Origin of the sequence: Mesorhizobium sp. SEMIA396, assembly GCF_024518615.1 — a bacterium.
Lineage (GTDB): Bacteria > Pseudomonadota > Alphaproteobacteria > Rhizobiales > Rhizobiaceae > Mesorhizobium.
On record NZ_JANIFC010000001.1, the window covers coordinates 33,520 to 50,446 of the forward strand.

Genomic DNA, 16,927 nt, shown 5'->3' on the forward strand with positions numbered 1-16,927 from the left:
CGCAGGGCAGCGGCGGCCGCGAGGCGCGCCAGTGGAGACACATGAGCATTTCACAGGCAGTCGAGGCGGCGGGCAATGGTTCGGGATCCGAATTCCGCCGAGGCGTGGCGTCCTGCGCGCCGGTGCTGTTCGGCACCATCCCCTATGCGCTGGTGCTTGGCGCCCAGGCCACGCAAAAAGGGCTGAGCACGGTCGAACTGTCCGCGATGACAGGGCTGAATTTCGCCGGCGGTTCGGAATTCGCGGCGATCCAATTGTGGACGTCGCCGCCGCACATCGTGCTCATCGTCGCCATCACCTTCCTGGTCAACAGCCGTCATTTGCTGATGGGTGCGGCACTGGCGCCGTTCCTGCGCCACCTGCCGCGGCGCAAGGTGTTTCCGGCGCTTTTCTTTATGTGCGACGAGAGCTGGGCGCTGGGTCTGGCCGATGCCAGACAGCGCACTGCTGCCGGCATCATGCCGGCCTTCAGCCCGCGCTACTATATGGGCGCGGCGCTGGCGATGTATCTCACCTGGGTGGTCTTCACCACGCTGGGTGCCTTGCTCGGTCCGATGCTCGGCGACGTCGGGGCCTATGGTTTCGACATGGCGTTCCCGGCTGTCTTCCTGGTGCTGATGCGCGGCATGTGGACGGGGATGGCGGCGGCGCGACCCTGGCTGGTCAGCCTGGTCGTGGCGGCACTGGTCTATCTCTTCGTTCCCGGCGCCTGGTATGTCGCCGCGGGCGCCATGTCGGGTCTGGTCGCGGCCTGGCTGATGGCGAGTGATGCATGATCGATGCAACGACCTTTTTCACCATCGTGCTGATGGCCGGCGTCACTTATCTCACGCGCATCGGCGGCTATGTCGTGCTGCGCAACCGCACACTCAGCGCCCGTGCCACGGCTGTGATGGAAGCTGCGCCCGGTTGCGTGCTGATCTCTGTCATCGCACCGGCCTTCGTGTCGAAGTCCCCGGCGGATATTCTGGCGCTGGCTGTTACGCTGGTGGCCGCCACGCGGCTTTCCATGCTGCCGACTGTGCTGATCGGAGTCGCTTCGGCGGGGTTGCTCAGGCATTTCATCGGCTAGAAAGGCAGCGGCCAGTTGGCTCAGAGGCTCTTTGGCCACTGTTGGGCGGCATGTATGACGGTAAGTATTTCGACGGCATCTTCGCTTACGCGATAGGGGACGATATATGGGATATCGGCCAAAACGAGTTCTCGCGTCGCCTTGATGCGTCCAACGCGACCCATAGCCGGCTGTTCGGTAAGCAACTCCGCTGCGGACAAGATGCGCCCAATGACACGGGCGGCAGCTTCGGGACTGTCTTTCTCGATATGCGCGCCGATTTCGCCAAGCCGACGCAAAGCCCGCTTGGTCCAACGGATTGTCTTGCGGCTCATGGATCAGCCGGCGGGCTTGACGTATTTCCCGATCACGGCGGCCAACTCTTGTTCGCTGGCGAACTCACCGCGCTCGGCCTCGGCCAATCCGGCCTCTATCTCAGCGAGTTGCCACTCTTGACGAGCTACAAAGTCTTCGATGGCCTTGGCGGCCACATAAGAGCGCGAGCGATCGAGCTTTTCGGCAAGTTGGTCGAGCCTGTTTGTCGTGTCGTCGGGGAGGCGTACGGTGAAAGCCGTCATGGTTTCGATCCACTTGGTTCATTGTGATTGTGAGTGAACCAAGGTGGATCGTCAAGTCACACCCAAAGGACTCTGGTCGCTTCGCGCTGTTTACTGTCAGGAAAACAAGCGGGGAGCGCATTGAAAAAGGGCGGGCGCCAAGCGCCTGCCCTCCAATTTAAGTCTTTTCCCTATGCGGCAGCCGCGACACCCTGGCTGGCTGCCACCACGGCATCGACCTTGGCGGTCGCCTTGGCGAGCGCTGCGGTCACCGCGTCAGGACCCATGCCGACGCCTTCGATACGGATGACATCGACATCGGTCATGCCGAGGAAGCCGAGCACGCCGCGCAGGTAGGGAATGGCGTGATCGAACTGCACGGCCGCACCTTCGGAATAGATGCCGCCCGAAGCCAGCACGATATAGACCTTCTTGCCGGTGACGAGACCCTTGGGGCCGTTCTCGCCATAGGAAAAGCTCTTGCCGGAACGAGAGATATGATCGACCCAGGACTTCAGCGTCGAGGAGATGTTGAAGTTGATGAAGCCTGTGGCCAGGATCACGGTGTCGGCAGCAAACAGCTCGTCGAGCACGACATCGGAGACGCCGACGACCTCAGCCTGGCGCGCAGTGCGCGCTTCCGCCGGCACGTAGATGCCGCTCGCGTAGTCGGCGTCGATATGAGGGAGCGGATTGGCGACGAGGTCGCGCACGACGAGCGTGTTCGACGGATCGGCGGCGACGAGCTTTTCAGCGAATTCGGTAGCGATGCGGGTCGAATGGGAGGCGGCGCCGCGCGGGCTCGAAGTGATGAGAAGAATGGACATTTTGGGCTCTCCAGCGGTTGGAATGATTTGTCCCGCCAGATATGGGACTTTCGATCCATTCAATAAACTGGTATACTTTCTATACGATCCATCTATAAGTTAGATATCACGATGCGGCCCAATCCGACGCTCGATCAACTTCAGATCTTTGTGACAGTCGCCGAAGCCGGCAGCTTCTCGGCCGCCGGCCGCAGGCTCAACCGGGCACAGTCCGTCATCAGCTACGGCATAGCCAATCTCGAGGCGCAGCTGGGGCTGAAACTGTTCGAGCGCGAGGGTACCCGCGAGCCGCAACTGACCGAGATCGGCCGGGCGATGCTGGAGGATGCGCGGCGCATGATCGGTGTGCTGCAGCGCATCCGCTCGCGCGTCGACGGCCATCATCAAGGGCTCGAGGCTGAAGTCGCGCTGTCGGTCGACGCAGCGTTGCCGTCGCCGGTGCTGGTGCGGGTGCTGAAGGCGTTCGAGGCGCAGTTTCCGACCGTGATGCTGCGCCTGCATATCGGTACGCTCGGCCTGATCCCCGATCATGTCGTCAGCGGGCAGGCCGACCTTGGCATTGGCGGCCTGCTGGGCGATGTCGATGTGCATCTCGTGCGCATCGGCTTCATGTCGATCGTGCTGGCCGCCGCGCCCAGCCATCCGCTGGCCCTGCTGCCGAAGCCGGTGGCGATCGAGGATGCGCGCGAACACACGCAGCTTGTCGTCACCGACCAGTCGGAGCGCACCAAGGGGCGCGACTTCGGCGTCTTCGCCTACCGCACCTGGCGGCTGACGGATGTGCGCACCAAGCATATGCTGATGCGCGAGGGGCTGGGTTGGGGCGGGCTGCCGCGCTGGCTGATAGCAGACGACCTGGCGAGTGGCCGGCTGGTCGAAATCGACCTCGAATCCTTCAGGGAGGTGAGTTCGCCGCTGTTTGCCATGCACCGCAACGATCGCAGCCCGAAGCCCGCGGCGGCCTGGCTGATCGACCAGTTCAAGCGCCAGCTCGGCTGCTTCAACGAGTTCGAACCGGGCGAGGTGCCTGAGGAAGAGACAGGCCATCGATCAGTGCCATGAGCACGGCGCGGTAGTCCTGAGCTGACGCACCGGCCTCGATGGCCAGGGCGGCACGATCGAAGGCGGAGCCGAGCAGCGCGGTCAGCGCGTCGGCCGGCAATCTCGTCATCGTCTGCGCCCGCATCGCCGCGACCAGCCCTTCGCGCAGCGAACGGTTGCCGTGGCGGTTGTCGATCGCGTCCATGACGGCGCGGCCAAGCACGGCCGGGCCGTCGAGCAGCAGCAGCCGCGTGCGGCCGGGCGCGCGCATCGCAGTGAGATAGGCGTCGGAGCCGGCAATGAGCGCGTCGCGGGCATTGAGCGATGGCGGCGAAGCGCGCTCGATCTCCTCAGCCACCGCCATCGCCTCCTGCTCGACCACGGCGGCAAACAGCGCCTGCTTGTCGGCGAAGTGATGGTAAAGCGCGCCGCGCGTGACGCCGGCGGCAGCGACGATCTCCGGCGTGCCGGTCTCGGCATAGGATTTTTCGGTGAACAGCTTTCGTGCCGCGGCAATCAGGTCGGCGCGCGTCGCCTCGGTGCGGTCACGGTTGGAACGACGCGCGGAATCGCGTTGCATACATGCAGCCTGTATGTTAAATGAAGTTACATGCAGACTGTATGTTAATCGACGGGAGAAGGAAAGATGAAGACGACGAGCTATTACCCGGTGCTGATGACCGGCGACGTCGCCGGCACGACGGCGTTCTATATCGAGCATTTTCGCTTCCAGCCGCTATTCGAAAGCGACTGGTATGTGCATCTGCAATCGGTGGAGGACAGAAGAGTCAATCTCGGCATCGTCCAGGGCGATCATGAGACGATCCCGGAAGAGGGGCGCGGCCGCGCGTCGGGCCTGCTGATCAACTTCGAGGTGAGGGACCCGGATGCGGTCTATGAACGGATCGTCGCGGCCGGGCTGCCGATCCTGCGCTCTCTACGCGACGAACCCTTCGGCCAGCGCCATTTCATCACGCGGGATCCCAATGGCGTGCTGATCGACGTGATCAAGCCGATTCCGCCGAGCGAGGCGTTTCTGGCGCAGTACGCGGAGGGGGCGGTGGGCACCTGAACGATGTTTTCGTGTTGGCTGTTTCCTACGCAATTTATGATCATCCGGTAATGCCAAGCCGAGAAAGGTTTGATTTCTGAGCAGATGTGCGATGCAATCATGCGAGTGCAGGTGGCGAGCGGACCATTGAATGACCGAAGATCTTGTCGATCGAATTTATGAAGCGGCGTTCGTCCCCGATTTATGGCCAGACGTCTTCGACAGGTTGAGCGAACTGTCGAACTCGGCCGGAGGCGGTATGGGTTTATTCGATGATCGGCTGGACCCGATGCTCATCGCGTCGGACCTGGTCCGGCCGATACTGGAGGGCATCTCTGCGGAAGGCGGGTTCAAGAGCAGCAGTGTCTCCCAACTCCTGCTGACGCTGCCCCCACCCTCGGAATTCGTCTACGACGCGGATTACTTCCCCAAGGAGGCGCTCGAGAACAATCGGACGCGGCTCGACCGGACGCTGCCATTGGGAATCGGTGGCGAAGTCGGTACGTTCATATCCCTGCCTACAGGCGAAGTTCTGTTGTTTACGATGGAGCGTTGGCTGACCAATGATCGGCCATCCCGAGACGAATTGGACCAGCTCAACCGCATGAGGCCACATTTGGCGCGCGCCGGCCTGATTGGTGCGCGCCTGCGGCTGGAACGAGCGCGCGCTACGACTACGGCGCTTGCGGCGATCGGCCTGCCGGCCGCGGTGATGACGAGCAGGGGACGCGTTCTGGCGACCAATCAACTGCTTGACGCTCTGCCCCTTGTGTTCGTGCCGACGGCCCGTGATGGGCTCGCCCTTGCCGATGCCAAGGCAAACAAGTTGTTTCAGCAGGCGATTGCAAGCGGGACTGGTGACGCTGCGTCGGGTCGCTCCGTGCCCATAGCGCCAAGCGAGAATAGCGAGGCCATGATCGTTCACCTCATCCCTCTTCGCCGTCTGGCGCACGAACTTCTCTCAGGCGCCGACATACTGATCGCAGCCACGGCTCTCAACCCGACGAATCTGGTGCCTTCGCCGACCATCCTGACGGGCCTTTTCGACCTCTCGCCGGCCGAGGCGCGATTGGCGGCGGCATTGGCATCGAGGGATAGCCTTGGTGTGGCGGCGACAAGCGCCAACATCACCTATCGCACGGCCAGCACGTATCTTGGTCGTATCTTCGACAAGACAGGCACGCATCATCAGGCGCAACTCGTAGCTCTCCTGAAGGGAGCCTATGTCGCCGTTGCTCCCTCGAAGGGGGAGTGAGCAACGGCGGCCTTAAAGTCTTTGTGTTGATACATGTCGTTGTCCCAGAACCGCGGCACACTTCTGGGTGACTGCACTAGCTTCGCGCAACCGGCATCACCGTCACCTGGCTGACGCCGGTGCGGCGCACCACGGTGCATTGTGTCTCGCGGCCGATGCGCTCGGCGTCGAGCACGCGCACCAGGTCGTCGACGCCGGTGACCGGGCGGCCGTCTATTGCGGCGATGATGTCGCCCTCCTTCAAGCCGGCCTTGGCCGCCGGGCCATCCTTCTCGACGCTGCGCAGCCGCACCGCTGTATTCGTCGACACTTGCGACAGGAGCGCGGCGCGTCGCGGCAGATTGACGGTGTCGGCCGAGACGCCGATGAAGGCGCGGCGCACGCGGCCGAAGCGGATGATCTCCGAAATGACGAAATTGGCGGTGTTGGAGGCAACCGCGAAGGCGATGCCTTGCGCGCCATGGATCATGGCGGTGTTTACGCCGATGACCTCGCCGGCCGACGATACCAGCGGTCCGCCGGAATTGCCGGGATTGAGCGCTGCGTCGGTCTGGATGACGTCGTCGATCAGCCGGCCGGTGGAGGCGCGCATCGAGCGGCCGAGCGCGGAGACGACGCCGGAGGTGACGGTCCATTCGAAACCGAGCGGGTTGCCGATTGCAATGGCGATCTGGCCGCGCCGCAGCCGCTTGGAATCGCCCAGCGGTGCGACGTCGGCAAAGCTGCCGTCGGCGCGCACCAGCGCGATGTCGGTGTCGGGATCGCGGCCAAGAACACGCCCTTCTCTCGAAGCGCCGTCCGGCATCGAAACGCGCACCGTCCTGGCATCACCGACGACATGGAAGTTGGTGACCACCAGCCCGTCCGGCGCAATGACGAAGCCGGAGCCATGGCCGCCCTGACCGCCAACGCGCTCGATGCGGCAGACGGCCGGACCGATGCGGTCGACCGCGTCGGCAACCGTCGTCGAATAGGCGTCGAGCAACGTGTCATCGGTTTGGAATTTGGCGACGGCGACGGCCATGGGAGGGCTCCGTGTGTTCAGGCTTGATCGTGACTATATGTGCGGAGCGGCTGGAACCGCAGCGACCTGACCAGATGGCCAGTCAAACCGGCAACTAGCCGTCAGGCGAGTACCCGCGGACGCGCTGTCGAGCGATATCTGGGGCATGGATGAACCCAGGAGACCATTAATGAGCGATTTCAATCTGAGCGCGTTTTCGCAAGCCGTCGCCGATCTCGCCGCCAAGGCCGCGCCGGCAACGGCTGGCTTCGCTACGCATCATCACCGCACGGCAAGCGCCTTCCACTGGCGTGACGGCTATTTCGTCACCGCTGAAGAGGCTGTCGAGGCCGGCGAGGAGATCGATCTGGTGTTGGCCTCGGGGGAAACGGTGAAGGCCGAGCTGGTTGGCCGCGACCCTTCGACCGGTGTTGCCCTGCTGAAGCCGGCGGAGGCCGTCAGCGCCGCGCCGCTGGCCAAGGCCGATGCGGTGCGGCCGGGCAACATCGCCATTGCCATCGGCAGCAGCGACGGTTCGGCTTTGGCTGTTTCGGGCTCGGTGGGCGAAGTCGGCCCGGCCTGGCGCTCGATGCGCGGCGGCACCATCGACCGGCGCATCAATCTTGCCGTCGGCGCCGGCGGCCGTTTCGAGGGCGGCCCGGTTCTCGACGCCAAGGGTGCGCTGATCGGCATGCTGTTGTTCGGACCGCGTCACCGGGCGCTGGTCATGCCTTACGAGACGATCGAGCGGGCGGTCGCGACCTTGCGCGAAAAGGGCCATGTCGCGCGCGGCTATCTCGGCGCCGGCCTGCACCCGGTACGAGACCGCGACGCGCAGGGCGCAATGGTGATGAGCCTCGATGACGAGGGTCCCGCCAAGGCCGCCGGTCTCTCTCTTGGCGATATCATCGTGGCGTGGAACGGTGAGGCGGTGCACGGCCCGCGGGACCTGATCCGCAGGCTCGGACCCGACAGTGCCGGCGCTTCGGTGACGCTCGGTGTCGTGCGCGGCGGCGAACAGCGCGATGTCGTGCTGACAATCGGCGAAAAGCCGCTGAGCTGAGGGCATCCATGGACACGCTCACCAGCGACAGGATCATGCATGACGGTGCCGTCTCGCGGCGGCTGGTGGTGCTGATTGCGCTTGGCGATGCGTCACGCGCCGAGCGCCTGGCGGCCTCGCTGGCCGCGAGCGATGACCTGCTGCCGGTCGTGGCCGGCGGTGGAAGAGCCGACGTCGCCATCGTTGACGACAGCATTGGTGATGGCGTGCCGGCCCTCATTCCACGGGTGCTGCTGACCGGACGCGCTGGCGGCGAGCGGCCCGCCGGTGAGGTGCTGGCCGTGATGTCCGCTGGCGCGGAGGATTTGTTGATCGCCGCGGCGGCGCGGCTGGCCGCGGCCGGCTATCGCGTCTCGGGCGAGCGCGGAAGCGGACGCCATGAGGATTTCCGTGCCGGCGATGGCGAGCCGTTCGAGGAGGAGGCCTCCGACGAGCATGCCGCCCGGCCTTCGCTGTCGCCGCGTGAGGCGGAAGTGTTGGCGCTGCTGGCCGAGGGCGCCCCAAACAAGGTGATTGCGCGGCGGCTGAACATTTCGGTGCACACCGCGAAGTTCCACGTCGCCGCAATCCTGATCAAGCTCGGTGCGGCCAACCGCACCGATGCGATTGCCATTGCGATGCGCCAAGGGTTGGTGCTGGTTTAGTCATAAACCCTACGCTGCGTAACGCGGTGTCCAGCGTGTCGGGTCTTGCGCTGCGGTCGCCCGCCGCGCAAAGGTTTGCGCCTGTTGTGTTGCAAGGGAGGCGCAAGGAAATGTCGCTCAAGGGAAAGACGCTGTTCATCTCCGGTGGGTCGCGCGGCATCGGGCTGGCGATCGCGCTGCGCGCGGCGCGCGACGGCGCCAATGTGACGATCGCGGCCAAGACCGCCGAACCGCATCCGAAGCTGCCGGGCACGATTTATAGCGCTGCCGAAGAGATCGAGCAGGCTGGCGGCAAGGCGCTGCCTGTTTTGTGCGACATCCGCGAGGAGGCGCAGGTGGCCGAGGCGGTCGCCAGGACCGTGGAAAAATTCGGCGGCATCGACATCTGCGTCAACAATGCCAGCGCCATCCAACTCACCGGCACGCTGGAGACCGACATGAAGCGCTACGATCTGATGCATCAGATCAACACGCGCGGTACCTTCCTGGTCTCGAAAATGTGCATTCCTCACCTGAAGTTGGCGCAAAATGCTCACATCCTGAATCTGGCGCCGCCGCTCGACATGAAGGCCAAGTGGTTCAGGAATCACGTCGCCTACACGATGGCCAAGTTCGGCATGTCGATGTGCACGCTGGGCATGAGTGCGGAGTTCGCCAAGGACGGCATCGCTGTCAATTCACTGTGGCCGATCTCGACCATCGACACGGCGGCGGTGCGCAATCTGCTCGGCGGCGCGACGGTGGCGGCGATGAGCCGTTTGCCCGACATCATGGCCGACGCCGCGCATGCCATCTTCATGCGGCCGGCGCGCGAGACAACAGGTAATTTCTACATCGACGAGGAGGTGCTGCGCGCCGAGGGCGTCAGCGACTTTTCAGCCTATGCGCCAGGTGCGACCGGGCCTCTGGCCGGAGATTTCTTTGTCCCTGACGAGGTGTTTGCCCGCACGGACAGCAAGATCAAGAGCATCTACTAGATCCGCGTCATTGTGAGCGTCGAGCTAAGCCATCCGCCGTGGCTGAGCCACGGCAAAGCCTTGCTCACAAAGCGATAGGGCGCCAACCTGCCGGAGTGATTCAAGGTCCGGCAGGCGCTTGCTTACGCCTCATCCTTCTTGCCTTTGCCGAGGCCCATCAGCCGGTCGATATAGGCGAGCATGAGGGCCGAGACGACGAAGGCGAGATGGATGATGGTCAGCCACATCAGCTGGTCGGTCGTGTAGGTCGACGAGTTCAAAAACACCTGCAAAAGGTGGATGGACGAGATGGCGACGATGGTCGAGGCAACCTTGACCTTCAGCGAGCCGACATCGATGGTGCCCAGCCAGTGCACGCCACCCTCCTGGTCGTCGAAGCGGCTGACGAAGTTCTCGTAGCCCGAGATGATGACCATCACCACCAGCGAGGCAACCAGTGCGGCATCGATCAGGCCGAGCATCTTGAGGATGGTGTCGGTGTCACCGAGCGTGAACGCCAGGGTAATGAACTCATAAAGCTTCTTGCCGAATGACAGCGCATAGACGGCCAATGCCAGGGCCAGGCCGATATAGAAAACGACGAGCAACCAGCGTGAAGCGAGAATGATCGATTCGATGGCGAGTTCGAGACGCTTCATGGGATGATTCCGGCTGGTTATCTCTCAGACAATGGTCGTATTCGGCCACGCCGCCACCGTTTGCAAGACAAAAAACCCCGCCGAACAAGGTCCGGCGGGGTTCAATGCGTCCCGCTGGAGTCGGGACGGGGCAGGGAACGCCCAGCACCGAATCTGGGGTGGCTGGGCTCGCGATTCAATGAGCCGTGTCTAATGCCCGTACAATTCTTGTTGAACCCGTCACATCCACCCATCCCCGGCGGTGCCGGGGATGGGTGCTTCTCGTGCCGATTCCACAAACCGGGTCATGGTTTTGAAATCATGACCTAATTGTTGCTGGCGACCGGTGCCACCAGCGAGGTGATGCGGCGAATGCCGACGCGCCGGTTCTCGCGGTTCGGCGCCGACGTGTTGACCTTCAGATACTCCTCGCCATAGCCCTGCGTCGTCAGGTTTTCCGGCGGGATGCCGAAGGCGTTGGTGAGCGCTTCCGCCACTGATTCCGCGCGGCGATCGGAAAGGGCCAGGTTAGCCTCCGGTGTGCCGACCGCGTCGGTATGACCTTCGATCAGGAAGGTCTCGGCCGGGTTCTTTTTCAACAGCTTCTCCATGGCGGTGGCGACGCCCTCGAGCTTCTGCACCTCGGTGTCGGAGATCGAGGCCGAGCCGAATTCGAAGTTGAGCGTGTCGAGATCGACGCGCCGTGCGATGTCGCGCACGCGGGCCGAACGTTTGACCTCGTCGATCGAGTAGAGGCGCTGGACCTTCTCCACCGGTGGCTGTTCGAGGAAGGTGTAGTAGTCGTCCGGATCTTCGACATCCTCGGAGTCCAGAATGTACTCCTCGCGCGGGATTGTCAGCCGCATCGGCGGCAGGTCATCGCCTGGATCGCGCCAGTCGCTCTCATCCTGATAGTGCCGCTCGTCGACATAGCTCAGCACATATTCGCGTCCATCCGGCGCAATGCGCGAACGCTGGATGACGTCGCCATAGCGGTTGCGGATGGTGACGATCTGGACACCGTTGTCGCGCTCGACGATTTCCCGGGTGCGGTCGCCCGAGAGATCCTCATAATAGACGTTCCTGGCGCCGCGGGTCATGCGCGGGGCGTCATTGCTCTCGACGAATGTCTGGTTGTTGAACTGCAGGATGACGCGGTCGCCGAGCTCCCTGACGACGTCGACGCCTTTCGGACGCCGGCGGTCACGGACGTTCTCATCGGGCGCACGCTCTACGCGCGTGCCCTTTTCCTCGGTCACCGGCGCGATCTTCTCGGGCTTGATCTCCTGTTGTGCGGCCCTGTCGTCGGTGGGCGGCGGACCTTGGTCGATGGGAGCAGCCACCGGCTTGCGGCCCTGATCGCCACCTTGCTGGGCATTTTGCCCGCCATTCTGCTGCTCGCCATCCTGGGGGACGATCTTGTCGCCCTGCTTGCGGCCGCCCCTGCGCTCGGCGTCCTTCTGGCTGTCCAGGATGGGAGCGGCGTTTGGATCGGCCGGTGCTTCGCCTTGCACCGGGTTTTCGCCCTGTGCCGGTGCTGCCGTCTGACCATTGGCCGGTTGTTCGCCGGTGGCTGGCTGTTCGGCTGTGGCCGGCTGCTCGCCAACAGGTTTCCTGACACGCTTCTTCGTCGTGTCCTGGGGCTGCTCGCCCTGGGCCGCGGGCTGTTCGCCGGCAGGGACCGTCGCCTCTCCAGCGGGAGCCTCTTTCGGTGCCGGGGCGACTTCAGGTTGGGCCTGCTGGTCCTGCCTGTTCTTCTTGCGCGGCTTGGCCTGCTCGCCGGGCTGATTGTCGTTGGCCGGTTCCGCCTGGTTGGCCGGAGCCTGCTCGGTTTGCTGCTGCTGGTCGCGCTTCTTCCTGCGCGGCTGCTGTTCCTCGGCTGGCGCTGCCTGTTCGGCCGGCGCCTGCTCGGTCTGCTGCTGCTGGTCGCGCTTTTTCCTGCGCGGCTGCTGTTCCTCGGCTGGCGCTGCCTGTTCGGCCGGCGCCTGTTCGGTTTGCTGCTGCTGGTCGCGCTTTTTCCTGCGCGGCTGCTGTTCCTCGGCTGGCGCGGCCTGTTCGGCCGGCGCCTGCTCGGTTTGCTGCTGCTGGTCGCGCTTCTTCCTGCGCGGCTGCTGTTCCTCGGCCGGAGCGGCCTGTTCGGCCGGCGCCTGCTCAGCCTGCTGCTGCTGGTCGCGCTTCTTCCGGCGTGGCTGCTGCTCCTCGGCGGGCTGTTCGCTCTGGGCAGGCGCGGCCTGCTGTTCAGGCTCGGCCTTCTTGCGCTCGCGCTTCTGTTCGGGTTCCGCCTGCTGCTGTTGTGCGCAGGCTTCGCCTTCGGCGCATGCTGCTTGCGCCAGGATGAATGGGGCTGCCGTGCGCTGGGCAAGGCCGGACGCGACACTTCCCTGAAGCGGGAACGCGCCCAACGGCGCGGATGCCATAAGCAGGCCGAGTGCCGTGCCTGCCAGAATCCGTGGTTGGCGTTTCATCGAAATTCTCCTTGTGGGGTCCCATCCTTGCCGAAACCGATCTTGTGCCGATTGGTTCCAGTCTGGCACGGATAGAGGCCGTACGGGGCGATTGACCGACCTTTTGAAGGCAACTTCATGTCATTCACCTGGCGATAGCCGCAATTGCGACCATTGCCGCGCTTGACCTTGCCCGCGGCTGGGGCCACATCCCGGAAATGGAAACGCCATTCTGGAAAACCAAGGCGCTGGAGGCGATGAGCCCGGCCGAGTGGGAATCGCTGTGCGACGGCTGCGGTAAATGCTGCCTTTCGAAGCTTGAGGACGAGGACACCGGCGAGATATACTGGACCAGCGTCGGCTGTCGGCTGTTCGATGCCGAGACCTGCCGCTGTTCGGACTACGTCAACCGGCTGGCGCGCGTTCCCGACTGCGTCGGGCTGACGCCACAGAATGTGCGAACCATCAGCTGGCTGCCCAGCACCTGCGCCTATCGGCTGGTGGCCGAGGGCTGCGACCTCTACTGGTGGCACCGGCTGGTGTCGGGCAGCGCCGAGACCGTGCATGAAGCCGGCATCTCGATGCGCGGCCGGGTCAAGGCGAGCGAAACCGATCTTGCCGAGCCGGAAGACTATTTTGACTATGTACTGGACGAGGAGCCGTAGGACCAGCGGCGGTGAGCAAGAGCCTCGCGTTTGAAGACATTCGGCCAATCCGCGGGGTCGGAACCGGGCGCCGAGTCAGGCGTTCTGGCCTTCACCGAGGGCTGGGGACGATGGCGAATGGCGGGAACTTTCCTTTTCCCGCCATATGAACCGGAGATGAACGGCAGGTTCGTAAAGAGTTCAGACAGGCAAGCGCATTCTCCCCTCATCGGTTCACAAGGGGCGAAGGCCCGCAAAAAGGAGAGAAGACGATGTTCAACACGATCAAGACGGCAGCCCTTTCGGCCCTGGTCGGTCTCGGCACGCTGGCGGCCGTTCCTGCTCACGCCGACAGCCTCTATCTCGGCTTCGGCAACAACAACGACCCGCGTTTTGGCGTCTATACCGGTGACGACGGTTATCGCCATCGCCGTGACGAGCGCCGTGGCAACTGGCGCCGTGGCTGCTCGCCGGACCGCGCCCTCGACAAGGCCGAACGCATGGGCCTCCACCGCGTCCGGATCGTCGACGTCAGCCGTCGTACGGTGAAAGTGGCGGGCCGCCAGGATGGCGACCGCGTCGTCGTCGTGTTCGCCAATGAGCGCGGCTGCCCGGTCATCTATCGCTAAGCTTGGGTTTGGCGGACCCTAGAGGCTGATCTTCTGCGAAGATCAGCCGGGAGACGCGATCTTCTGCGAAGATTGGTCTGGACTAGCCGAGCCCTTTTCCGTTTGAAGGGTGTGGCTCGAAAAAACCCGCGGGAGCAATCCCGCGGGTTTTTCATGCACGCCATTGGTTGATGATTGCCGTGGCCAGGCTCAGCCACGGATCGTCAGAGCCGCTTATTTCAGTTCGAAGGTGACGGTGACCTGCACATTGTAGGCGTTCTCACCGGCCTGTACCGGAGCCGCGCCGGCCGCGGCATCGAAGGCTTTGGCATTGATCGGCATCGGCGCCGGCCTGATGTTCTGGTCTGTGATCTCGAGCACCCGGCCCAGGCTGACGCCGGCGGCTTCGGCCAGCGTCTTGGCCTTGGCCATGGCGTCGGCGACCGCCTTCTTGCGCGCCTCGGTGACCGTGGCTGCCGGGTTGTCATTGGTGAAGGCAATGCCGCCGCCCTGATTGACGCCCAGCGACACCGCCTTGTCGAGGACCTCGCCTGTCTTGTCGACGTCGCGCACCCGCACCGAAAGCGTGTTGGTCACCTGGTAGGCGACGAGTTCGGCTTCCTGACTGCCGTCCGGCTTGTTGGTGTAGTTGTAGCGCGGGTTGATCTGGATGCCAGCGGTCTGCAGATCGCGGTCCTTGATGCCGGCGGACTTCATCGCCGCGATCACGGCGGCCATGGCGTCATTGTTGGCATCGAGCGCGGCGCGCGCCGTTTTGGCCTCGCGCATGACGCTCAGCGTCAGGACCGCCAGATCGGGGGCTACGGTTGCTTCGCCTTCGCCCGACACGATGATGCGGGGCGGCGTCGGCAGATCGGCGGCTCCAGCCATCGCCGGAAAAGCGATTGCAGTGGCGAGCGCGAGAAGCAAAAGATGTCTGGTCATGAAAATCTCCTTGGTCTGCGATCAAGTCGCAAGGGGTCGCGTAGAGCGTGATTATGGGTTGATTTGGGCGATCTGCGGAAGCCCGTCGGGGAAAGCCTTGTGCCGCGATGCGAAAAACATTAATCCAGCCCGCGTGGGGCCTGTAGCTCAATGGTTAGAGCCGGCGGCTCATAACCGCTTGGTTGGGGGTTCGAGTCCCTCCGGGCCCACCATTAGCTTTCGAAGCCGTTGATTAATTGGGTTTTTTGTACTTTTTTGTCCCACTCTCTTCCACCCCCGCCAAAAGTGGGACATTTTCGTTCTCGTTTCGATCGAATACCAGAAGGGTCCGGGCAGACTGCGCCACTATCCGGCGGCGTGCCTTGCGGATGTAATGATCAGGCTGCTGATAGGTCGTCCAGCCGTAAATCGCCTTCAGCTGTTCATGTGTGGCTCCGTTTTCTGCGGCAACGGTGGCGCCTGCCTTGCGGACCCCGTGGGCGCTGCAGCCCGGGAGCCCCGCTTCGTCGCACCATTGGCGCATCTTGTTACCAAGGCCGTTTTCCGAGAAAGGCCGACCATACTCGGTGACGAGGAATGTCAGGTTGCCGGCCGGGGCGAAGGAAAGCTCATCCTCGAGTTCTGGGAGCAGAGGCAGTTCGACAACAATCGCTTCCTTGCGCACCTTGCTCTTGTCGGTCTTGCCAGGCTTGATCCTGATCCACTTCTCCCAGATCCCGGTATCCTTGTTGCGAACCTGGGTAATGTGTTGTCTGCCGAAGATTGCGGCATCGGACAGTCGCAAACCCGTGAACATGAAAATCGCCAGCGCCATACGAGCCATAGTGCCGCGCGCATGTCGTTTCTCATACTGGACGATCTCCGACACTTCCCAGGTGTGGAAACCTTCGCCATTGCCGGAAGTCAGGCGCTTTATTCCGTTTGCCGGATTGACCTCGACCATCTCGGCATCCTTGGCCCAAGCGAACATTGCGCTAATGGCTTTTGTAATATTGTTGGCTGCCCCCGGAGCGTCTGACCGGGTATCACGGAGCTCCTTGACGTGAGCCCGCTTCATGGCCGCGAACGGTAATGAACCCTTCGTCGAGAAGTCCGGATTGACTGGCCCGCTCAGCGGGTGAGGCAGTTTGCAACGCCTTCGAGTATTGTTCGTCGTCGAAGCATCGTGCCTTCGCCGACCTCTGCGCCACCGCGCCGGAAATACTCCTGGCAAAGCCACATCAGACTGCCGCGAGGGGCAACTGGCCTCACTACAGGCCCGACCACATTCTGAGCCGAAGCATAGGGAACGCCATCTCGCGCGCAGCGCACTTCTTCGTGGAACTCGGCTGAACCTGGCTTTTCTCGCAGACGGATCTTTTTTCTACCCGGTGCCCGGAAGTACAGCCGGATATTGCCGTGCCGATCCCTGTCTTCGACAACGCCTTTCAGATTGAATTTCACCATGGTGCTCGCCACGTCCATCATCTGCGATCCCAAGGATTATCGCTGGAGGACACGCCGTCAAGTTTGTTGTTGCGGTGTGGTAGCCGCCCGAATGCCTCTGCCAGTTCCTCCACATCCCAGACATAGCGCTCTTTGCTGGGCATCCGCGGTTGTGGCATACGGCCATCCGCGACCATCTGGTCGAACGTCGTTGGACTGACGCCGATAGCTACCGCTGCCTGTTCTCGATTAATGCCGAACAGCAGGAGCCCGCCAAGTGCGCGTTTCATTGCTTTTCTCGCTGCACATCGCCTCGCGGGCTGAGTTCCGCGACAGTGGAGCATTCACCTAAGAAGCAATCACGCTACCCTTTCCTTGCTATGCTTGGAATGGATCTGTCCGGCCAATGCGACAAACGGCGGTAACGGCGTGAAAATAGGATAGCAGACCGCGGCTGCGGGGGTTCGAGTCGGGAGACCGCTACATCGCAAGACCCACTATTGAGGGCGCGTTCTTTTGCTATCGCCGGCATGCAGCGTGAGCAAGGTGCGTTCGATGCCGTGCGGTAGAAAATCGCGACCCGTGGCGATGATGGACAGGGCCGATAGATAAGCAATATCAGCTAGTTACGATATGTTGTGTGCAAAAACCGCACACGAAAGTTCTGCTTCTCGTCATTTTTCGTTCGCACGACGGAGCCGCCGACAGTCCGATTTGGACCCTCTTTTGCCGACGATGACAGCCGCTTCATTGCGGCGTTCGCTGCCATATCTAT

21 protein-coding genes and 1 tRNA gene are annotated in these 16,927 nt (G+C 63.0%); 11 read left to right on the forward strand and 11 right to left on the reverse strand.

The features are described from left to right. Positions 1-41: 41 nt before the first annotated feature. Both NP503_RS00180 and NP503_RS00185 read left to right on the forward strand, forming a co-directional pair. On the forward strand, positions 42-776 hold the full coding sequence (locus NP503_RS00180; RefSeq protein ID WP_127268103.1) for an AzlC family ABC transporter permease: 735 nt from the start codon (positions 42-44) through the stop codon (positions 774-776). Beyond that, complete coding sequence (locus NP503_RS00185; protein WP_127268104.1) at positions 773-1,072, forward strand: AzlD family protein; 300 nt, start codon at positions 773-775, stop codon at positions 1,070-1,072. The genes NP503_RS00180 and NP503_RS00185 overlap by 4 nt, the downstream gene beginning before the upstream one ends. 20 nt (positions 1,073-1,092) lie before the next feature. Here NP503_RS00185 and NP503_RS00190 read toward each other — a convergent pair whose 3' ends face one another. From NP503_RS00190 to NP503_RS00200, 3 genes are all read right to left on the reverse strand, one after another. Then, positions 1,093-1,386 carry a type II toxin-antitoxin system RelE/ParE family toxin gene (locus NP503_RS00190; RefSeq protein ID WP_127268105.1) on the reverse strand — a complete coding sequence of 98 codons (294 nt, stop codon included), beginning with the start codon at positions 1,384-1,386 and terminating at the stop codon, positions 1,093-1,095. Positions 1,387-1,389: 3 nt separating this feature from the next. Then, positions 1,390-1,629: a CopG family ribbon-helix-helix protein gene (locus tag NP503_RS00195; RefSeq protein ID WP_127256140.1), complete on the reverse strand. Its 240-nt coding sequence runs from the start codon at positions 1,627-1,629 to the stop codon at positions 1,390-1,392. A gap of 170 nt (positions 1,630-1,799) precedes the next feature. Then, positions 1,800-2,435 (reverse strand): FMN-dependent NADH-azoreductase, encoded by a 636-nt coding sequence (locus NP503_RS00200; protein ID WP_127268106.1) that lies wholly within the window; start codon positions 2,433-2,435, stop codon positions 1,800-1,802. Positions 2,436-2,546: 111 nt separating this feature from the next. Between NP503_RS00200 and NP503_RS00205 the strand changes: the two genes are divergently transcribed. Beyond that, positions 2,547-3,497 carry a LysR family transcriptional regulator gene (locus NP503_RS00205; protein ID WP_127276274.1) on the forward strand — a complete coding sequence of 317 codons (951 nt, stop codon included), beginning with the start codon at positions 2,547-2,549 and terminating at the stop codon, positions 3,495-3,497. Here NP503_RS00205 and NP503_RS00210 read toward each other — a convergent pair. Further along, complete coding sequence (locus NP503_RS00210; protein ID WP_127270137.1) at positions 3,436-4,056, reverse strand: TetR/AcrR family transcriptional regulator; 621 nt, start codon at positions 4,054-4,056, stop codon at positions 3,436-3,438. The two genes, NP503_RS00205 and NP503_RS00210, sit on opposite strands and share 62 nt — an antisense overlap. 66 nt (positions 4,057-4,122) lie before the next feature. Here NP503_RS00210 and NP503_RS00215 point away from each other — a divergent pair, with 66 nt between their 5' ends. Then, positions 4,123-4,548, forward strand: coding sequence for a VOC family protein (locus NP503_RS00215; RefSeq protein WP_127270139.1), 426 nt, complete (start codon positions 4,123-4,125; stop codon positions 4,546-4,548). A gap of 130 nt (positions 4,549-4,678) precedes the next feature. Continuing rightward, the gene (locus NP503_RS00220; protein ID WP_127270141.1) at positions 4,679-5,782 is read left to right on the forward strand and encodes a helix-turn-helix transcriptional regulator; all 1,104 of its coding nucleotides are present in this window, start codon (positions 4,679-4,681) and stop codon (positions 5,780-5,782) included. A gap of 76 nt (positions 5,783-5,858) precedes the next feature. Here NP503_RS00220 and NP503_RS00225 read toward each other — a convergent pair whose 3' ends face one another. Beyond that, entirely contained in the window at positions 5,859-6,806 is a 948-nt protein-coding gene (locus tag NP503_RS00225) for a S1C family serine protease (protein ID WP_127270143.1), read from the reverse strand. 169 nt (positions 6,807-6,975) lie between these two features. On the opposite strand from NP503_RS00225, the gene NP503_RS00230 reads away from it, so the two are divergent. From NP503_RS00230 to NP503_RS00240, 3 genes are all read left to right on the forward strand, one after another. Then, the gene (locus NP503_RS00230; RefSeq protein WP_127271164.1) at positions 6,976-7,848 is read left to right on the forward strand and encodes a S1C family serine protease; all 873 of its coding nucleotides are present in this window, start codon (positions 6,976-6,978) and stop codon (positions 7,846-7,848) included. 8 nt (positions 7,849-7,856) lie between these two features. Next, on the forward strand, positions 7,857-8,492 hold the full coding sequence (locus NP503_RS00235; protein ID WP_127269032.1) for a helix-turn-helix transcriptional regulator: 636 nt from the start codon (positions 7,857-7,859) through the stop codon (positions 8,490-8,492). A gap of 110 nt (positions 8,493-8,602) precedes the next feature. Continuing rightward, positions 8,603-9,469 carry an NAD(P)-dependent oxidoreductase gene (locus tag NP503_RS00240; RefSeq protein WP_127269031.1) on the forward strand — a complete coding sequence of 289 codons (867 nt, stop codon included), beginning with the start codon at positions 8,603-8,605 and terminating at the stop codon, positions 9,467-9,469. 122 nt (positions 9,470-9,591) lie between these two features. Here NP503_RS00240 and NP503_RS00245 read toward each other — a convergent pair whose 3' ends face one another. Continuing rightward, on the reverse strand, positions 9,592-10,107 hold the full coding sequence (locus NP503_RS00245) for a TIGR00645 family protein (RefSeq protein ID WP_127269030.1): 516 nt from the start codon (positions 10,105-10,107) through the stop codon (positions 9,592-9,594). 305 nt (positions 10,108-10,412) lie between these two features. After that, the gene (locus NP503_RS00250; RefSeq protein ID WP_127269029.1) at positions 10,413-12,551 is read right to left on the reverse strand and encodes an OmpA family protein; all 2,139 of its coding nucleotides are present in this window, start codon (positions 12,549-12,551) and stop codon (positions 10,413-10,415) included. 197 nt (positions 12,552-12,748) lie between these two features. Between NP503_RS00250 and NP503_RS00255 the strand changes: the two genes are divergently transcribed. Both NP503_RS00255 and NP503_RS00260 read left to right on the forward strand, forming a co-directional pair. Then, entirely contained in the window at positions 12,749-13,195 is a 447-nt protein-coding gene (locus NP503_RS00255; protein ID WP_127269028.1) for a YcgN family cysteine cluster protein, read from the forward strand. 251 nt (positions 13,196-13,446) lie between these two features. Beyond that, on the forward strand, positions 13,447-13,803 hold the full coding sequence (locus NP503_RS00260) for a hypothetical protein (protein WP_127269289.1): 357 nt from the start codon (positions 13,447-13,449) through the stop codon (positions 13,801-13,803). Positions 13,804-14,016: 213 nt separating this feature from the next. Here NP503_RS00260 and NP503_RS00265 read toward each other — a convergent pair whose 3' ends face one another. Further along, a complete protein-coding gene (locus NP503_RS00265; protein WP_127269288.1) occupies positions 14,017-14,727 on the reverse strand; it encodes an SIMPL domain-containing protein in 711 nt (236 codons plus the stop codon). A 136-nt stretch (positions 14,728-14,863) separates the two neighbouring features. Between NP503_RS00265 and NP503_RS00270 the strand changes: the two genes are divergently transcribed. Beyond that, positions 14,864-14,939, forward strand: a tRNA-Ile gene (locus tag NP503_RS00270). 20 nt (positions 14,940-14,959) lie between these two features. On the opposite strand, the gene NP503_RS00275 is transcribed toward NP503_RS00270, so the two are convergent. From NP503_RS00275 to NP503_RS00285, 3 genes are all read right to left on the reverse strand, one after another. Beyond that, positions 14,960-15,670, reverse strand: a complete 711-nt coding sequence (locus tag NP503_RS00275) for a tyrosine-type recombinase/integrase (RefSeq protein WP_164748679.1) — start codon at positions 15,668-15,670, stop codon at positions 14,960-14,962. Between the two features lie 167 nt (positions 15,671-15,837). Continuing rightward, positions 15,838-16,194 (reverse strand): hypothetical protein, encoded by a 357-nt coding sequence (locus NP503_RS00280; RefSeq protein WP_127269286.1) that lies wholly within the window; start codon positions 16,192-16,194, stop codon positions 15,838-15,840. Continuing rightward, the gene (locus tag NP503_RS00285; protein WP_127269285.1) at positions 16,191-16,442 is read right to left on the reverse strand and encodes an AlpA family transcriptional regulator; all 252 of its coding nucleotides are present in this window, start codon (positions 16,440-16,442) and stop codon (positions 16,191-16,193) included. The genes NP503_RS00280 and NP503_RS00285 overlap by 4 nt, the downstream gene beginning before the upstream one ends. Positions 16,443-16,927: the final 485 nt, after the last annotated feature.

What these genes read in the sequence shown, in the direction of transcription:
- NP503_RS00180 (WP_127268103.1), top strand. Translation starts at nt 42, where the DNA reads ATGAGCATTTCACAGGCAGTCGAGGCGGCGGGCAATGGTTCGGGATCC.
- NP503_RS00185 (WP_127268104.1), top strand. Translation starts at nt 773, where the DNA reads ATGATCGATGCAACGACCTTTTTCACCATCGTGCTGATGGCCGGCGTC.
- NP503_RS00190 (WP_127268105.1), bottom strand. Translation starts at nt 1,386, where the DNA reads ATGAGCCGCAAGACAATCCGTTGGACCAAGCGGGCTTTGCGTCGGCTT.
- NP503_RS00195 (WP_127256140.1), bottom strand. Translation starts at nt 1,629, where the DNA reads ATGACGGCTTTCACCGTACGCCTCCCCGACGACACGACAAACAGGCTC.
- NP503_RS00200 (WP_127268106.1), bottom strand. Translation starts at nt 2,435, where the DNA reads ATGTCCATTCTTCTCATCACTTCGAGCCCGCGCGGCGCCGCCTCCCAT.
- NP503_RS00205 (WP_127276274.1), top strand. Translation starts at nt 2,547, where the DNA reads ATGCGGCCCAATCCGACGCTCGATCAACTTCAGATCTTTGTGACAGTC.
- NP503_RS00210 (WP_127270137.1), bottom strand. Translation starts at nt 4,056, where the DNA reads ATGCAACGCGATTCCGCGCGTCGTTCCAACCGTGACCGCACCGAGGCG.
- NP503_RS00215 (WP_127270139.1), top strand. Translation starts at nt 4,123, where the DNA reads ATGAAGACGACGAGCTATTACCCGGTGCTGATGACCGGCGACGTCGCC.
- NP503_RS00220 (WP_127270141.1), top strand. Translation starts at nt 4,679, where the DNA reads ATGACCGAAGATCTTGTCGATCGAATTTATGAAGCGGCGTTCGTCCCC.
- NP503_RS00225 (WP_127270143.1), bottom strand. Translation starts at nt 6,806, where the DNA reads ATGGCCGTCGCCGTCGCCAAATTCCAAACCGATGACACGTTGCTCGAC.
- NP503_RS00230 (WP_127271164.1), top strand. Translation starts at nt 6,976, where the DNA reads ATGAGCGATTTCAATCTGAGCGCGTTTTCGCAAGCCGTCGCCGATCTC.
- NP503_RS00235 (WP_127269032.1), top strand. Translation starts at nt 7,857, where the DNA reads ATGGACACGCTCACCAGCGACAGGATCATGCATGACGGTGCCGTCTCG.
- NP503_RS00240 (WP_127269031.1), top strand. Translation starts at nt 8,603, where the DNA reads ATGTCGCTCAAGGGAAAGACGCTGTTCATCTCCGGTGGGTCGCGCGGC.
- NP503_RS00245 (WP_127269030.1), bottom strand. Translation starts at nt 10,107, where the DNA reads ATGAAGCGTCTCGAACTCGCCATCGAATCGATCATTCTCGCTTCACGC.
- NP503_RS00250 (WP_127269029.1), bottom strand. Translation starts at nt 12,551, where the DNA reads ATGAAACGCCAACCACGGATTCTGGCAGGCACGGCACTCGGCCTGCTT.
- NP503_RS00255 (WP_127269028.1), top strand. Translation starts at nt 12,749, where the DNA reads ATGGAAACGCCATTCTGGAAAACCAAGGCGCTGGAGGCGATGAGCCCG.
- NP503_RS00260 (WP_127269289.1), top strand. Translation starts at nt 13,447, where the DNA reads ATGTTCAACACGATCAAGACGGCAGCCCTTTCGGCCCTGGTCGGTCTC.
- NP503_RS00265 (WP_127269288.1), bottom strand. Translation starts at nt 14,727, where the DNA reads ATGACCAGACATCTTTTGCTTCTCGCGCTCGCCACTGCAATCGCTTTT.
- NP503_RS00275 (WP_164748679.1), bottom strand. Translation starts at nt 15,670, where the DNA reads ATGGTCGAGGTCAATCCGGCAAACGGAATAAAGCGCCTGACTTCCGGC.
- NP503_RS00280 (WP_127269286.1), bottom strand. Translation starts at nt 16,194, where the DNA reads ATGATGGACGTGGCGAGCACCATGGTGAAATTCAATCTGAAAGGCGTT.
- NP503_RS00285 (WP_127269285.1), bottom strand. Translation starts at nt 16,442, where the DNA reads ATGAAACGCGCACTTGGCGGGCTCCTGCTGTTCGGCATTAATCGAGAA.